A 15,663-nucleotide genomic window follows, 5' to 3' on the forward strand; every position below is an offset into this window, starting at 1 on the left:
AGAGGTTTGGAGAGGGGTCTGTTTACACATTAAAAACTTTTAAAACATCCTCTTAGAGAAATCGGGGTTCTGAATGAATACAGATGTCAATAAGTAATCAAATGTTGTGGAGAAAAAGTTCGCAAATTAAATTTCTCAGCTTAGGAATAACTTGCAGTGTATTCTACAATTTCATCTTTTCCCAAATTCCTGTAGTTCAGAAATTGGAATTACAACTTCAAGATACTTTCCTGAGATTGAACCAGCCAAAAACTCCACCACCAGAAATTATATTAGTAAAAATTCAACCCCAGGATTTAGCGAATCAAAAGCTATCTTTAGGAAGATTATTCTATGCAGATTTAGTAGAACATCTTTTAAAAGCAGGTGCTTCCGTCGTCGTTTTGAATCTCCACAATGACTGGGAAGAATCACCAGAAATTGAGTACCCAGTCAAAATCACTGAAACAATAAATAAACCTTTAAAAAATCTCGTAAAAAATCATCATAAGCAAATTGTTTTAGTCACACGCACCAATTCAATTACTAATTCTAAAAAACCAAAATTTTTCATTTACAATCATCTTCTCCCTTTTGATAGTGAGCGACTTAAACCTTTAATACCTCCTGAGACTATTCAGGGATTTTTTGAATACGAACCAGAAGCAGAAGCACCCACACATTTAGGTAGTACAGCTCGAAGTTCCCATTTAGTGAGTCCGTTCTTTCTCTCAGAAAAAATTGACCAAATTCAAACCTTTAAATCCAATACCCTTCTAGTTTTGGAAAAATGGGAACAGCAACAGCAAAAAGTTAATTTTTCCTCACGACTTGCGAAAATTACAACCCCCGTAGAAATCAAATTTTGGGGAAAGTCGGGAACTTTTCCTTTTCTAGAATTAACATCTATTTGTCAACCTAATAAAGATAAAAAATGTCTAGTTGCGTCTCCTCTCAAACTCTCTCAACAAGTCCGCAATAAAGTTGTTTTTATTGGTTTTGTAGAAGCGAACAACGTCCAAACAATGGCCATGCTGTCACCGTTCGGTGATAGTATGGCTGGGGTAGAAATTCAGGCTAATATCATGGCTAGTTTAATGACAGATTCATTTTTACAAATACCATCAAAATGGGTTGAGTTTATAATTGTTATTTTGGGAGGATTTTTAATCAGTATAGGTGTTTATAATTATCAAAATTGGCGTTTATTATTAATAATATTTGCGATATTTAGCGGTTACTTAGGATTATGTTTAATTGTTTGGAAATGTAAATGGATCTTATTAATTATTCAACCTTTATTTGTGTGGACAGTAACAGGAATATCTATTTTTATCTACTTAATTTTTGGACGACAAAAAGAAGTTATTGCATTGCAAAACTATCAAATTACCCAACTCAAAGCGGCTGAACAAGAAGCGATTCTTTCCCGTACTCGCAAAATCCTCAATCGGATTGCTGCTGATATCCATGATGGGGCTTTACAAGAATTAAAATTGGTAATGGATAAAATTGAATTAGAATCTGATTTAGATATAGATTTAATTTCAGATAAGTTGACAGCTTTGGGGCAAGAAATTAGAAATAAATTGAGCAATATTCGAGATTTAACCGAAAAAATGGCAGTAACTCCCATACTTCAAAAAGGATTAGATATAGGCATAAAAACCACATTAGAAGAATTAGTGAATTCTGGAAAATTAACTCTACAAGTAATTACAGAAATTCAGCCGCTTCAAGAACCACAATTCAACAGTATTTGGATTGAACACAGAGAAGAAATTTACCGCTTTTTCCGTGAAGCATTGAATAATGTCATCCAACACGCTCAACCACCTCACGGTACGGCTACCCAAGTATTTGTTAGTTTAGAGCAACAGGGAGATAAATGTACTTTAGTAATAGCAAATGATGGAGCTATTTTAGCATCTACTTATAGACCCAAAAAAGGCGGCTATGGTACTAAAATCATGGATACTATAGCCAACGAACTTCTAGATGGTGTATGGGAAATATCAGTTTTACCCAATGGAGAAGTGCGAGTTACACTAAGTTGGCATTTACCTAACTGAACAAGTGACAACTAAGGCAATTCTACAGAATTGGGTTTAGCAATATGTGGTAAACCCCAACCGAGTTTTTCCCGCAGAACACGGAAAAATTCCGGTGACTGGAGACGAATAAACCGGGCGCTATAGGGCGATCGCTCTAAATATACCCGATCTTCCGGTAAAACATAACATCCACCATTACCATCCACCACCATTACCAACCGGGGAATATTAACAGGATAGATATTAACTGGTTCACTATCAGGAAACACCAAAGCCCTAGAAGCCAGAGAATGGGGACAAATTGGGACTAACTGCAATACAGGGACACCAGGAGTAATTACTGGACCACCTGCGCTTAAAGAATAAGCTGTAGAACCCGTTGGGGTAGAAACAATAATTCCATCAGCCGCAATATCCACGGGTGAATGTCGCCCCACTGCGATTTCAAAATGGCACATACAAGTTAAAGGTTCTCGATGTAGCACCATTTCATTTAAACAGAGGGCTTCCCACTTTACCGTATCTCCCCGCATAACTTTAACGGTGAGCATAGCTCTATTTTCAACCTGATATGCACCCGCCATACACTGTTCTAAGGCTTGGGGCAATTGGTTAAGATAAGCTTCAGTCAAAAATCCCATGTGACCAGTATTTACCGTCAGCATGGGGATACCAGAGGGGGCTACCAGGCGCGATGCTGCTAATACAGTTCCATCACCTCCTAACACCACAGTAAATTTCATATCTGAGTCAAAGCCAGGGGGCGTAAGACCTTCAATGGGGGTGTGCAAGACAGGACTATCTGGTTGAGAATAGCCCAATATCCCACCGATACTCGCTGTGATGTATACATCCCAACCAGCAGCGGTGAGCTTGTCTTTTAGTTCGATAGCGACACTACTCGCTATCGGCTTAACATCGTTGTAGATAATGCCTGCTTTCGGCACACTCAAATATCCAAGTTTAAGGGATGATTTTTCTGTATCTAATAGTTACACATTTTAGCCTAATGTCACCATTCGGCTGACATTTATTGACTATTGGCTTTGGAGGATTGTTTAAAGGGAGTCTTTTTACTTTTAAGCTTTTTACTTTTGGCTTTTTCGTAATCTAACTGTTTCAGCTTATTCATAATCCGACTGAAGTATTCTTGTAGATATGCTTCTAAGGTGGTAGTTTCTTGTTTGTCTAAACCAAAAACAGTATATACTTCGTCCATATTTTCTGAGTTTAGAGCTTTACCACCAGCTAGGACTTCCGTAAAAGCTAATCTATCAGCAACATTCCATCCCCATTGAAAGCAGCGCAGTAAATTTTGGACAGCCCGTAATAAACTGATAGGCATTCGTGTAACTTTTGCATCTCTATCAGATAAGCGTTCACAAAGATTAATAATTTCCTCAGCACTCCAAGCACGAGTTCCCACGACTGGGAAAGCTTGCTTTTCTGTTTCTGTCACAGTCAAAGCCCGCACCGCGAATTTAGCAATATCCTGAGTATCCATATAGCCAATAGGTGAGGATGTTCCTGTTACCCATACTGGTTGTTTTTCTAAAATAGGTATGCCGTACTGACCAATTAACCCTTGCATAAATCCAGCTAAACGTAAAACTGTGTAGTTTAAACCAGACTCTGCTAAATATGCTTCTGTACATCGCTTAATTTCCATCAGCGGTACATTGGGATATTTATCAGCATCTAAAATTGAAAAGAAGATAAATCTTTCTACACCAGCAGCTTTAGCGGCTTGAATTAATGCTACTTTGCCATCCCAATCCACTTCTTTAATAGTTAGTGAATCTGTGGCACGAGATGTAGCAGCATCAATAACTGCGGTTACACCTGTTAATGCTTCTGTCAGGGTTTGTGGATTACACAAGTTTCCCCGTACCAGTTCTGCACCCCATTCTTTGAGAAAAGCAGCTTTTTTAGGACTCCGAACCAGACAGCGGACTTTATACCCTTCATCAATTGCGCGACGAGCCACTTGTCTTCCCAAAGTGCCAGTTGCACCAACTATTAATAATGTCATGGGGTTGGTTATATATCTTAATGTTTATGAAAAGAATCTTAACAGAATTTAGTTATCTAAATAAAACTTTACATCTTTTTAATAAAAGATAGGAGTCAGGAGTCAGGAGTCAGGAGTCAGGAGTCACCGAGTCAGGAGTCAGGAGTCACCGAGTCAGGATGAAGAATTAATTTTTCTTCCCCTACTTCCCCTGCTTCCCCTGCTTCCCCTACTTCCCCTACTTCCCCTGCTTCCCCTACTTCCCCCGCTTCCCCCTGCTTCCGTTCTATTCTTCTGCGCCTTGAATTTTGAGTAACAAAGCGCCAATTGCCCAACCTACGAAGATTAGACCGAAAGATAGCATCGCTGCATTTAACATTTCGCCGCCCATTTGCTGTAATGCTCCTTTGTGGATTGTTGATTTATCTGAGACTGCTGAATTTGATTTGAAGGCTAAGATCTCATTTTCAACTCTAACAACTCAGGTACAATAGGTCTATCAGAACTATTTGGATTAGACCTATCAATAATTCTAAACCAATTTAGGGATGTCATCGGGAATGAGTGGAGATAGGCGGAGAAACCCCGCCCCTACAAAATCATGAGTAATCAAAATAACCGTCCGCGTTTGGTGCTGACCCTGGGAGATCCTGCGGGTATTGGTTCTGAGGTGATTTTGAAGGCTTTGGCAGATCCTCAAGTTACTCAAAATTGTGATGTGATGGTGGTAGGGAATAGAACTTTATTAACTAAAAGTTATGAAAATATCAGTAAAAATATTGAGAATTCTCTAGCTTTGGCTAATCCGGTTGATTTGTCTATAGTTGATGTCCCTATTGCTGGTGAAATTATCACAGGTGTGGGGAATGCAGCTAGTGGTGCAGCGAGTTTTGCTTATATGGAATATGCCATATCTCAAACTTTGGCAGGTGAGTTTGATGGAATTGTCACCGGACCTATCGCTAAATCTGCTTGGAAAGCCGCTGGTTACAACTATCCGGGACAAACGGAACTTTTAGCCGAAAAGGCTGGTGTTGAGCTGTTTGGGATGTTGTTTGTGGGGCGATCGCCTTTTACCGGTTGGATACTCCGCGCTCTACTTGCTACCACCCATATTCCTTTATCTCAAGTAGCTGCGACTTTAACACCGCAGTTGTTGACAAAGAAATTAGATTTATTGGTGGAGTGTTTAGCAAATGATTTTGGGATTAAACATGGCAGAATTGCGATCGCCGGGTTAAATCCCCACAGTGGAGAAATGGGACAACTGGGAACAGAAGAAATAGATTGGTTAATTCCCTGGTTGGAATCAGAACGCCAAAAACGCCCGCATTTACAACTAGAAGGACCCATGCCCCCAGATACAATGTGGGTAAAACCAGGTATTGCTTGGTATGGTAATTCCGTGATCAAAAATCCTGCTGATGCTTACTTAGCACTTTATCACGATCAGGGTTTAATTCCGGTGAAGTTGATGGCTTTTGATCGGGCTGTCAATACTACCATTGGTTTACCATTTGTGCGAACTTCCCCGGATCATGGAACGGCTTTTGATATTGCGGGTAAGGGTATTGCTGACGCAACAAGTATGAAAGCAGCTATCCAGTTAGCGGTAGAATTGGTGAAGCAGGGGTATAGAGTCTAGTCGAAACAATGCCTAGAAGTACAAGTTATCACGCCAAACTAATTAAATACTTACAAGATCCTCTAGAAGCCGCAGCTTATATTGAAGTAGTTATAGAAGAAGGTGATCCTATTATGTTAAATAAAGCACTCAAAAATGTAATTGAGGCTCAGGGTGGAATTGATAATTTTTCCGTAGCAGTACAGCAATCCTACGATAAATTTGCCCAAATTCTTGCTGAAAAAGGAGAAATTGAATTTTATTCTTTGACTAATGTACTTGATGCTTTAGGATTGCAGTTAGCCGTAACCGTGAAGTCAGCTTGAATTATGCAAATTAGAAAACTGTTAATTTCACAATCACTGGAAAATGGTCAGAAGGCCATACCCCTTCCCACTGTTCACGGTCAATAATAACTTGTTCTACGGGGAAAGAGCGATCGCAATATACAGTATCAATAGCATACCCAGCCTCCCCTGTAAAATCGTGAAAGGTTTTTTGTTGTTCTAGAGGCAGAGTAGCTAAAGGATCTTGTAATTTTTTGCCATTAGCTAAAGGTGATAGAAAAATTTGCCGTTCTGGAGTATCAGGATTGGCGTTAAAATCCCCTGTGAGAAGTAAGTAGTTTTCTGGAGGAAATTCCGCCAACCGTTGACTAATTAAAGCTGCACTTAACTCTCTAGATTTGGCATTTTCGTGATCTAGATGGGTATTTAATATAGTTAAAGATAGACCAGGATTAGTAACTTCAAAATTAGCCCACGTGGTCATCCGTGGTAAACGAGTTCCCCAAGTAATACTACCAGGAATTTCTGGAGTATCACTGAGGTAAAAATCTTGTGTTTCTTGAAGTTTAAAGGATTGGGGATTATAAAAAATTGCACAATGTTCACCGGTTCCTGTACCAGTGCGATCGCCCCCAATAATGTTATATTCCGGTAAGAGTGCTTGTAAATCTGCCAGTTGATCAGATTTACCCTCCTGTGTACCCAGTAAATCCGGTTTGTAGTGTTGAATTAAAGAAGCAATCGCCCCTACACGCTTTTTCCACTGACGCACCCCAGGATCTGGTTTGTCATAGCGGAGATTAAAAGTCATCACAGTAATTTGCATAGATATTTTTAAACTGATAGTTTGGACAAAACCAGAGAAGATGAGAAATACTCTGAGAATATCCTGTAAAAGAGAAAAACTAAAGATTTTATCCAAGCCCTAAGTAGATACAATTCCCTGACTGACTTTAGCTCCAATATCTACCAATTAATCACCTTAATCATCTAATCAAGCCTCAATATCATCACCGAACTAATTAGTAGATTTGACTAAATTGTTCAGTTATCCAACAACCCTTTTTTCAAAATTTAACTTGCGGTGTTGTCTGGTGGATCAAACTTATAACCATAACCCCGTACCGTTTTAATATACTCCGGCATACTAGAATCAACTTCCATTTTCTTCCTAAGTTGGCCAATATGCACATCAACAACCCGTCCATCTCCTACATAATCACAACCCCAAATCTTTTGGATCAGTTGGGTACGACTCCATGCTTGTCCAGGGTGGGTAGCTAGAAAATGTAAGATATTAAACTCCAAAGCAGTTAAAGCTAAAGCTTTATTATTGAGTGTTACCTCTCGCGCTTCTGGGTTAATAGCTAACTGATTGAAAGTGAGGCGTTGTGACACACTGGACTGGATATAGCGAACACGTCTTAATAGGGCTTCTACCCTAACTTCTACCTCAGCTAGACTAAATGGTTTGGTTAAAAAATCATCAGCACCAGCAGCCAAGACTTTAATTTTATCAGCTTCATCATTGCGACTGGTAAGCATCATGACTAACACATTGGTACGACTTTGCATTTCTTGGCAAAGTTTATAGCCATTTGCATCTGGTAAATTCCAGTCGAGAATCACTAAAGCGGGATTAAATTGCTCAAATAAGACAAGAGCGGTTTTACCATCTGCTGCTGATTCTATTTGATATTTCCGACTCAAAAAACGCTGAATCAGGTTACGGACACTAGAATCGTCATCTACAATCAGAATCTTGGAATTATTTGTGGAAAGCGTATCCATAATGGAATTTATGATTGTTTTGGCAATTTGCTGTGATGATAGATGCTGCAAAAGTAGTATTTTTGAAAGTAAATTTACCGTTCTATAAAACTTACCCAAAATTACCAAAGTCTAGACACATCTGGACAGCGATAACCTTAGTGTTTACTTCCTGCTTCATCACGGTCTTAGAATGGCTTCTAAGAGGTTTTTCCGCTCCACAGGCAATCTCGGTAGAACTTACCGTTTCTGACCGTAGTTCCTAAAAGGAACCGCTACGCTACAGGGATAAAAATATCCACAAACCATCGGTCAATATTACGCGCTGCATTTAAGTCCCTGTCAGCTTTATAGCCACAATCAGGACAAACATAAACGCGGTTTTTTAATGGCATTTTATGACGATGATTACCGCAGTTAGAGCATATTTGCGAACTAGGAAAAAATCTATCTACAAGGATTAGTTCACTCCCGAATTTCTCAGTTTTGTACTCTAATTGCCTTTTAAATTCATACATCCCACAATCTGCAATTGCACCTGCTAATTTGTGGTTCTTCAAAAATGCCTTAACGTGCAAATCTTCTATCTTAATTATGCTGTGGTTTTTAGCTAGATAGTAGGTTAATTTGTGAATAGAATCCTTGCGAATATTAGAAACTTTGGCGTGTAATTTAGCTAATTTTCTCACAGCTTTTTTACGGTTATTAGAGCCTTTAATTTTCCTGCTCACACTACGCTGTAAACGTTTCATGCGTTTACTCTTATGGCGGTAGGCTTTAGGATTCTCGAATACTTCACCATTACTGCAAACTGCTAATTCTTTGATACCAATGTCAACACCAATGGTCGGTCCGTCTGCAAGTATAGGAGGTTTTTCAACTTCGTATTTAACAGAAATAAACCATTTATCAGCCTGTCTAGAAATCACGCAATTATGAGTTACTGTAATCGGTAAAGGTATGGCTAATCGTACCCAGCCAATTGACGGTAATTTAATTCTTTTACCATCATTTTTAATCGCTGGTTTCGCCTTAGTTCCTGATTCTAAATAGAAAGAATCGTGTTGTCCTTTTTTCTTGAATCGTGGTTGTTTTGATGTTTTTTTGAAACACCTATCCCAAGCCTGGCGTAAATCAGCTAACGCCTTCTGAGGGATATTTTTATTAACTTCGTAATACCAAATATGCTCAGATTTTACCTCAGCAACTAACTTTTTATGCAAGTCAATCGCTGATGGTAATTTAAGTTTTTCGCCTTCTTTTTGAGCAGCTAAAATATCCTTGATTTGAGCATTTGCCCAGTTGTAAGCGTGTCTAGCGACTCCAGAAGCCTTGCGAAAAGCTGTAATCTGTCGGTTATTTGGAATTAGTGCAGTTTTGAATGATAAAAGCATTGACTCGACCTTCAATGTTGTGCTATGATATCTAGTATATCAGACATATTAGGATTTGGCAATGCCTCGGATTAAATTTAAACCACAAAATCAGGTAGCGTACGATAAATCACCTTTGCAGTTTAAGGTGTTGCCTGGGGTCAGAGAAAAAATTAAAACCGTCCCTAACACAGCAGCAACGGTTAAGGGAATTTGTTGATCAACTTATTGAAGACTTGGACAAACAGTAATATATGGATAGTTATGGGTAGAAATTATCAAGCTGTTTCTACCCCTCAATTCTGTTAATTAACCTCACCTACCTGGAAACTGCTATAGCTAAATTCTCCATGAAGTTTATGCAAACTTTAGACATCTTACTTTTTAAAAGAAGTATAAGTAATAGACAATTTTGGTATTTTTTAAAGATTTTTTTGTATAAATTAGATACATAAATCAAATTATATTTCCATGTATTAACTATAAAAAGATACCCGAATCATCCAATAAATCGGGTATCTTGTTGTTGAGATCAGATTGGGGATAGTTAGAGGTTTTTCCCAAACATTATCAACAATCCCGCCCAAAATTATTAATACTGAGGAACAGAAGCGTCTACTTCTTGACTCCAAGCATTAATTCCCCCTTTCACATTTGTGCCAGTAATTCCCGCTTCCTTGAGGATAGCCAAGGCTTTCGCCGAACGTCCACCCAGTTTACAATGAGCAATTAAACGGTGTCCATTGAGTAAGTCCTTCACCTTAGCCACACCATCACCATTTTCAATATCTGGTAAAGGGACTAACACAGAACCAGGAATTTTAGCAATTTGGTACTCATGAGGATTACGCACATCTAGCAGCACAAAGTCCTTTGCACCACTATCTAATAACGCCTTCAATTCCTTCACAGTCATTTCTTGAACTTCCATTTGCTGTTTCGCTTCTTCGGCTTGGGCTTGGGGAATCCCACAGAATTGTTCGTAATCTATCAGCTTGTCAATAACTGGACGGATGGGGTTAGGACGCAGTTTCAACTCCCGGAATTTCATATCCAAGGCGTTGTAAAGCACTAGTCTACCACTCAAGGTAGTACCATTCCCCAGAATAATTTTCACTGTCTCTGTGGCTTGAATAATCCCAATCATTCCCGGTAAAATTCCCAGCACTCCACCTTCTGCACAGGAAGGAACCATTCCTGGTGGTGGTGGTTCAGGATATAAGTCACGATAGTTAGGACCACCTTCATAGTTAAAGACGGTAGCTTGTCCTTCAAATCGGAAGATAGAACCGTAAACGTTGGGTTTATCTAACAATACGCAAGCGTCGTTGACTAAATACCGCGTTGGGAAGTTATCAGTGCCATCAACTACGATATCGTAAGGCCGAATAATATCGAGGGCGTTTTCGGAACTTAAACGAGTTTCATACAAATCAACCTGACAATGGGGGTTAATTTCATGAATCCGGTTTTTTGCTGATTCAATTTTGGGTTTACCTACCCAGGATGTCCCGTGAATAACTTGACGTTGCAGGTTAGAGGTGTCCACAACATCAAAATCAACAATACCAATTCTGCCTATACCTGCTGCTGCAAGATATAACAGTAATGGTGAACCTAGTCCACCTGTACCGATACAGAGTACACTGGCGGCTTTTAGGCGTTTTTGCCCTTCCATGCCCACTTCTGGCAAAATTAAGTGGCGGGAATAGCGTTCGTAGTCGTCTTTTGTCAACTGGATTTCATCCAGATTGGGATTTAGCATAGCAGTTGTAGGAATCAGCGCGGAGTATTAATGTTAACTTAAATTTGCTAATTTTATCAGTTTAATTGTCTCGGCTGGAAACTGGTGGTTGTCATCAAGACTCCAGCTTTGCAGTTTACCAGCTTGAGTATTTAACTTGTAGGGATAATATCACACAAGAGTATTCTGTCCAAAGGTAATAGAATACCGAAAGATTCTGGGTTTGTTCTGACCCGTAACATCCAAATACCAGTTATGGCTAAAAATAAATAGGCTAGTACCGCAGGGCGGAAGTCAAAAGTCAAAAGTCAAAAGTCAAAAGTCAAAACTAATATACAGTAGGCTTTTTGGCGATTGAATATGGTTGCTTTATTTCCGCCAAGCTGTACTAGTAAAGATAATCCCATTGACCAAGCGGCTATTTTCCATAACCATAGAAAGGAAGGTAGGTGCATAAAACAGTTCAGTTCAGGAAAGTTACCTATTGAGCTTAACAGGACTTCAGCTTTTTTTTATTTTTAGTTGTCCATGTTTTCTGCCAAACTACAAAATTCATAAATCACTATCAACGTAAATCAAAATTATGGCTGGTTCTAGAAATGATTGGTTTCCCACGTCTGTTTGGCATTTTTCCCTAGAAAATTATCAACAATTAAATCCTCCACTCTTAGAAACTATCTATGCAGAAGAACGTCGAGATAGTCAGGGTGAGAAATGGTCTAATATATTAGGATGGCATAGTAAAGATAGGTTGCATGAGAGGGATAGTTTTGACAACCTTATACAAATCATTAATCAAAATGTCTTAGAAGTTGCTACATTTTTGCAATGGGACTTACAAAAATTTAGCCTCAAAATTACAACTTGTTGGGCAATTATTAATCGTAAACTTGCCTCCAACTCTGTACATAATCATCCCAACTCAATTTTAAGTGGAGTTTATTATCTGAAAACTCCTGAAAATTGTGGTGGCATATTTTTCTCTGATCCGCGACCAGCTTCACAGATGATCGTACCACCTTCCATAGAGTTTAATCTCTGGACTTTCCCCAAAATCACTTATAAAGCTCGTGAAGGGACAATGTTAATATTTCCCAGTTGGCTATTACATGGTGTGGAAATGAATATGAGTAATGACGATCGGGTATGTATTAGTTTTAATATTGGCATAGTACCTATAAATAGATAATCTTTAATTAATCAAAAATTAACTTTTAGCAGGATTTTTAATCAAGAAATAGCCAAATCATAGTGCCTTCTTAACCTCTGCGTGAGATTCTACTGAAAGGTAATATTCATATTCGGTAAGTATAGGTTCTCCTAAATTTACCAAGCATTGATTCAGTAAGCATTACAAAGAAAACTGAGGGATTTTATGGCTAACACACCATTCGATACAACCCAACCGTCTCAAGTAAAAGGATTAAATGGTTACACCGTTGACCCTATTTTTACAGTTGGTGACAAAATTGGGAACTATGTTGCTCCTGGGATTCTTGACGGTATTGGCGCTTACTCACTCAACGACACAACCGTTCGTGTATTAGTTGTTAATGAGGTAGCGGCTACTGATGGTTATAAGTACACCCTGAAAAACGGTACTCAACTCCCCGGTGCAAGAGTTAACTATTTTGATGTTGACAAGCGGACATTGCAAATCGTCAATGCTGGATTAGCCCATGACACCATCATCAACCGCAAAGGTGAAGTTGTTGATGCTGCTGCTGACTTAGAATTTGGTGGTATTCAGCGTTTTTGTTCTGCTGCTTTGTTTGAAGCCAACCAGTTTGGTGCGGGTATTGGTTTAGCTGATCGTATTTTCTTCTCTGGTGAAGAAACCAGTAATGGTACACAATTCGCCTTAGATACACAAACAAATACTTTATATGCAGTCCCGGCATTTGGTCGCGCTTCGTGGGAAAACGTCACAGAACTAAATACAGGACGCACTGATAAAGTTGCCTTTTTAATTGGTGATGATAGCAGTAACGCGCCTTTATATCTCTATGTTGGCGATAAAAAAGCTGGCGGTTTCCTGGAACGCAATGGTTTAGCACAGGGTAAACTATTCGTATGGGTGGCTGACGATCCTGCAAATGCTACTGATGCAATTGAAGCTAATCCTAGCCAGTTCAAAGGCAGTGGTAACAGCACAAACGGTCAATTTGTAGAAATTTCTTACTACGATCCCACAAAAGCAAATACTACAGGTTATGACGCTCAAGGTTTTGCTACACAAACAAAACAAAATGAGTTAGCTACCGCCGTTAATGCCTTCAGATTCTCTCGTCCTGAAGATATCGCTACCAATCCTTTCGATGGTACTCAAGCTGTTTTAGCCTCCACTGGTATTACTGCAGGTCCTGATGTTTGGGGTACAACCTACAAAATTGATGTTGACTTTAGCCAACTTCTTTCTACTACTGCTACTGTTCCTACAGCAGAAGACACTGCACCCTTTTTACTACCAACAGGATTCACTCAGACAGAAATTGTTGACCGCAACAAAGCTAATCTAGATCCTCAATTTGCTGCCACCTTTGGTAACTGGGACATGGTGGCACTCGATCCCACCAACCGCTACATCTACATTCCGATGGAAGTAGGTCAAGGCGCTGGTTTAGCTCGCTACGACACCCAAACTGGTGACTTTGTTTCAGCCTTGACTGGTCAAGCGGCCTTACCCTACACCACCAATCCTACGGTTTGGGATAAGAATAATGATGATTTTGGTCCTTTTGACCCTGCTGTATATACTCCTTACGGAACAGTTCTTACCGCCGAAGAAAGAACCAATGGTCGTCTATTTGAGTGGCTTAACCCCTTGATGGCTGCTGGTGATCCAGCCAATGTGGTTTGGCGCAGCAATATTCCTGCGGTTTCCCATGAAGGATTGAAGTTTGACACCTCTGGTACTTTGTACTTTATTGATGAGAGCAACACTGGTTCTATCTACAAGTTTGTACCTAAGACTGCTAATGATTTGAGTGTTGGACAAAGTTTTGTCTTGAAGGTAACTGCCTTTACAGGTAATGCTTCGGAAAACTGGAACTCTACTGCAAATGCAGCTACTACTCGCACTGGTGCAGCTACTTGGGTGGCGATTACCGATGCTAATGGCGTGAAAACCACCACTGCCGATCCCTTTGACTTTAGTAGCACTACTACGGGCGGACGGGCAGCAGCGGATGAAGTTGGTGGTACACCCTACGGTCGTCCAGAAGACTTAGAAATTATTGGTGACATTCTTTATGTAGCTACAACTAGCGAAAACGCAGTTTATGGCATTAACCTCAAAACTAATGAAGTTAAGCTTTTTGCTAGTCGTAGCACAATTGATGGTGGTACTGGTTTGGCTGCTGGTACCAACCTCAATAACCCTGACAACTTGGCTAGTGATGCTGCTGGTAATCTTTACATTATCGAAGACAACGGTCCTGGCGATATCTGGAAGGCATCTGATAGCAATAAGGATGGTGTAGCTGAATCAATTACTCGTTGGGCTAGTTTGGGAGTTCCTGGATCTGAACCTACTGGGTTGATTTCTACAAACAATCCCAATGAATTTATCGTTGCCATTCAACACCCCACATCTGGAAATGATGCTCTGTGGAAGATTACAACTGCACCAGAAATCACTGCAAAAATTGACATCCTTTACGATGGCAACGACGCTGGTAAACAAGATTTCGGTATGCGTAGTCCTGATAACCTCGACTGGGCTGATAATGGCAAAATTTACTTACAAGAAGACCGCGCACTAGGAGCAGATATCTGGGGTGCAACTTCTAAGCAAGAAGCCTCTATTTACGTTCTTGATCCTGCTGCTGCCAATCCAGCGGATAGCTTAACTAAAATTGCACAAGTTGATCGCTCGGCTGTTCCTTCTGGTCAAACTGATTCTAGCCCCACTGATATCGGTAACTGGGAAACTTCAGGTATTCTAGACGTTTCTAGTCTTTTTGGTAACGCTCCTGGTACACAGTTTGTCTTTGATGTCCAGGCGCATAGTATTCGTTCTGGAACAATTATTACCGCCACAAATATTGATGGTAATGGTGATGGCACAAAAACTAGACAAGAAAACCTGGTTGAAGGTGGTCAGTTATCTTTCTTGACTGCGCCTAATGCCAATTTGATTCAGGACACACAATTCTTTGCTGGTACACCTAATGCCGATACGATTGTAGCCAAGCAAACTCCTGGCTTTGGTGGTATTAAGGATGTCGTGTTTAGTGGCGCTGGTAATGACGAGGTTGATAGTGCGGCTGCGGGCGCTCTTGCCAGCAATAACATTATTGACAGTGGTAGCGGCAATGATACCGTGTTTTTAGCCAATGGCGATCGCGCTTTTGGTAGTGCTGATAACGACACATTCTTTGGAGATGAAGCCAGTAATTTCCGTGCCTCCGGTGGCGCTGGTAATGATCTGTTCTTCCTGGGTAATGGTTCTAATGGTCGTGCCTTGGGTGGTGATGGTAATGATACCTTTGAAATCGGTCTTGGTGGTGGTCACACCCTATCTGGTGGTGCTGGCGCTGACCAATTCTGGATTGTTTTTGGTGAATTAACCAAAGCTACTAACACCATTCTAGATTTCCAAATTGGTACTGATAAAATTGGTATTTCTGGTGCTGCCAGTTTAGGTATCACTACAGCCAATCTTACTTTGACTCAAGTTGGTGCTGATACTGCGGTTATCTTTGGTGGTCAAACTTTAGCCACTTTAACTGGTATTCAAGCCAGTGCTTTGAGTGTGGCTAATCCTAATCAGTTTGTCCTGGTTTAATTAAAGCCAGCATTTAATAGTAATTACTTGTA

Annotated in this window: 14 protein-coding genes and 1 pseudogene; 6 read left to right on the forward strand and 9 right to left on the reverse strand. The window is 40.0% G+C overall.

Going from position 1 to position 15,663, the window contains the following annotated elements; all coding sequences use genetic code 11:
* Nucleotides 1-101: 101 nt before the first annotated feature.
* Nucleotides 102-2,051, forward strand: coding sequence for a CHASE2 domain-containing protein (locus BMF77_RS12830; protein WP_210422348.1), 1,950 nt, complete (start codon nucleotides 102-104; stop codon nucleotides 2,049-2,051).
* A gap of 11 nt (nucleotides 2,052-2,062) precedes the next feature.
* Here BMF77_RS12830 and BMF77_RS12835 read toward each other — a convergent pair whose 3' ends face one another.
* The 4 genes from BMF77_RS12835 to BMF77_RS12850 all read right to left on the reverse strand — a co-directional run bounded on the left by BMF77_RS12835 (nucleotide 2,063) and on the right by BMF77_RS12850 (nucleotide 4,435).
* Nucleotides 2,063-2,980: an NAD(+) kinase gene (locus BMF77_RS12835; RefSeq protein WP_148763278.1), complete on the reverse strand. Its 918-nt coding sequence runs from the start codon at nucleotides 2,978-2,980 to the stop codon at nucleotides 2,063-2,065.
* A gap of 83 nt (nucleotides 2,981-3,063) precedes the next feature.
* The gene (locus BMF77_RS12840) at nucleotides 3,064-4,065 is read right to left on the reverse strand and encodes an SDR family oxidoreductase (protein ID WP_015078783.1); all 1,002 of its coding nucleotides are present in this window, start codon (nucleotides 4,063-4,065) and stop codon (nucleotides 3,064-3,066) included.
* A 131-nt stretch (nucleotides 4,066-4,196) separates the two neighbouring features.
* Complete coding sequence (locus BMF77_RS12845) at nucleotides 4,197-4,379, reverse strand: hypothetical protein (RefSeq protein WP_148763280.1); 183 nt, start codon at nucleotides 4,377-4,379, stop codon at nucleotides 4,197-4,199.
* A complete protein-coding gene (locus tag BMF77_RS12850; RefSeq protein ID WP_015078782.1) occupies nucleotides 4,331-4,435 on the reverse strand; it encodes a PetM family cytochrome b6-f complex subunit 7 in 105 nt (34 codons plus the stop codon). Before BMF77_RS12850 ends, BMF77_RS12845 begins: the two co-directional genes overlap by 49 nt.
* Before the next feature lie 210 nt (nucleotides 4,436-4,645).
* Between BMF77_RS12850 and pdxA the strand changes: the two genes are divergently transcribed.
* A complete protein-coding gene (gene pdxA / locus BMF77_RS12855) occupies nucleotides 4,646-5,689 on the forward strand; it encodes a 4-hydroxythreonine-4-phosphate dehydrogenase PdxA (RefSeq protein ID WP_148763282.1) in 1,044 nt (347 codons plus the stop codon).
* A gap of 8 nt (nucleotides 5,690-5,697) precedes the next feature.
* Nucleotides 5,698-5,994: a DNA-binding protein gene (locus BMF77_RS12860; protein ID WP_148763284.1), complete on the forward strand. Its 297-nt coding sequence runs from the start codon at nucleotides 5,698-5,700 to the stop codon at nucleotides 5,992-5,994.
* A gap of 10 nt (nucleotides 5,995-6,004) precedes the next feature.
* Here the strand turns inward: BMF77_RS12860 and BMF77_RS12865 are convergent, their stop codons facing one another.
* The 3 genes from BMF77_RS12865 to BMF77_RS12875 form a co-directional block, all read right to left on the reverse strand.
* Nucleotides 6,005-6,877, reverse strand: a complete 873-nt coding sequence (locus tag BMF77_RS12865) for an endonuclease/exonuclease/phosphatase family protein (protein WP_246863144.1) — start codon at nucleotides 6,875-6,877, stop codon at nucleotides 6,005-6,007.
* A gap of 152 nt (nucleotides 6,878-7,029) precedes the next feature.
* On the reverse strand, nucleotides 7,030-7,746 hold the full coding sequence (locus tag BMF77_RS12870) for a response regulator transcription factor (RefSeq protein ID WP_148763286.1): 717 nt from the start codon (nucleotides 7,744-7,746) through the stop codon (nucleotides 7,030-7,032).
* A gap of 254 nt (nucleotides 7,747-8,000) precedes the next feature.
* Entirely contained in the window at nucleotides 8,001-9,119 is a 1,119-nt protein-coding gene (locus BMF77_RS12875; RefSeq protein WP_148763288.1) for an RNA-guided endonuclease TnpB family protein, read from the reverse strand.
* Between the two features lie 61 nt (nucleotides 9,120-9,180).
* On the opposite strand from BMF77_RS12875, the gene BMF77_RS27315 reads away from it, so the two are divergent.
* Entirely contained in the window at nucleotides 9,181-9,318 is a 138-nt protein-coding gene (locus BMF77_RS27315; RefSeq protein WP_168694530.1) for a hypothetical protein, read from the forward strand.
* Between the two features lie 372 nt (nucleotides 9,319-9,690).
* Here the strand turns inward: BMF77_RS27315 and moeB are convergent, their stop codons facing one another.
* Together moeB and BMF77_RS12885 are read right to left on the reverse strand one after the other, a co-directional pair.
* On the reverse strand, nucleotides 9,691-10,863 hold the full coding sequence (moeB, locus tag BMF77_RS12880; protein ID WP_148763290.1) for a molybdopterin-synthase adenylyltransferase MoeB: 1,173 nt from the start codon (nucleotides 10,861-10,863) through the stop codon (nucleotides 9,691-9,693).
* Nucleotides 10,864-11,231: 368 nt separating this feature from the next.
* Nucleotides 11,232-11,297, reverse strand: a pseudogene (locus tag BMF77_RS12885) (DUF4079 domain-containing protein); the annotation flags it as partial.
* 128 nt (nucleotides 11,298-11,425) lie between these two features.
* Here BMF77_RS12885 and BMF77_RS12890 point away from each other — a divergent pair.
* The gene (locus BMF77_RS12890) at nucleotides 11,426-12,031 is read left to right on the forward strand and encodes a TIGR02466 family protein (RefSeq protein ID WP_148763292.1); all 606 of its coding nucleotides are present in this window, start codon (nucleotides 11,426-11,428) and stop codon (nucleotides 12,029-12,031) included.
* Between the two features lie 186 nt (nucleotides 12,032-12,217).
* Nucleotides 12,218-15,631: an alkaline phosphatase PhoX gene (locus tag BMF77_RS12895; protein ID WP_148763294.1), complete on the forward strand. Its 3,414-nt coding sequence runs from the start codon at nucleotides 12,218-12,220 to the stop codon at nucleotides 15,629-15,631.
* Nucleotides 15,632-15,663 lie beyond the last annotated feature (32 nt).

Origin of the sequence: Dolichospermum sp. UHCC 0315A (genome assembly GCF_008121535.1) — a bacterium.
Taxonomy (GTDB): domain Bacteria; phylum Cyanobacteriota; class Cyanobacteriia; order Cyanobacteriales; family Nostocaceae; genus Dolichospermum; species Dolichospermum lemmermannii.

Excerpts from the sequence above, each read along its gene's own strand:
- BMF77_RS12830 (WP_210422348.1), top strand. The coding sequence starts at position 102 with ATGTTGTGGAGAAAAAGTTCGCAAATTAAATTTCTCAGCTTAGGAATA.
- BMF77_RS12840 (WP_015078783.1), bottom strand. The coding sequence starts at position 4,065 with ATGACATTATTAATAGTTGGTGCAACTGGCACTTTGGGAAGACAAGTG.
- BMF77_RS12850 (WP_015078782.1), bottom strand. The coding sequence starts at position 4,435 with ATGGGCGGCGAAATGTTAAATGCAGCGATGCTATCTTTCGGTCTAATC.
- pdxA (WP_148763282.1), top strand. The coding sequence starts at position 4,646 with ATGAGTAATCAAAATAACCGTCCGCGTTTGGTGCTGACCCTGGGAGAT.
- BMF77_RS12860 (WP_148763284.1), top strand. The coding sequence starts at position 5,698 with ATGCCTAGAAGTACAAGTTATCACGCCAAACTAATTAAATACTTACAA.
- BMF77_RS12870 (WP_148763286.1), bottom strand. The coding sequence starts at position 7,746 with ATGGATACGCTTTCCACAAATAATTCCAAGATTCTGATTGTAGATGAC.
- BMF77_RS12875 (WP_148763288.1), bottom strand. The coding sequence starts at position 9,119 with ATGCTTTTATCATTCAAAACTGCACTAATTCCAAATAACCGACAGATT.
- BMF77_RS27315 (WP_168694530.1), top strand. The coding sequence starts at position 9,181 with ATGCCTCGGATTAAATTTAAACCACAAAATCAGGTAGCGTACGATAAA.
- moeB (WP_148763290.1), bottom strand. The coding sequence starts at position 10,863 with ATGCTAAATCCCAATCTGGATGAAATCCAGTTGACAAAAGACGACTAC.
- BMF77_RS12890 (WP_148763292.1), top strand. The coding sequence starts at position 11,426 with ATGGCTGGTTCTAGAAATGATTGGTTTCCCACGTCTGTTTGGCATTTT.
- BMF77_RS12895 (WP_148763294.1), top strand. The coding sequence starts at position 12,218 with ATGGCTAACACACCATTCGATACAACCCAACCGTCTCAAGTAAAAGGA.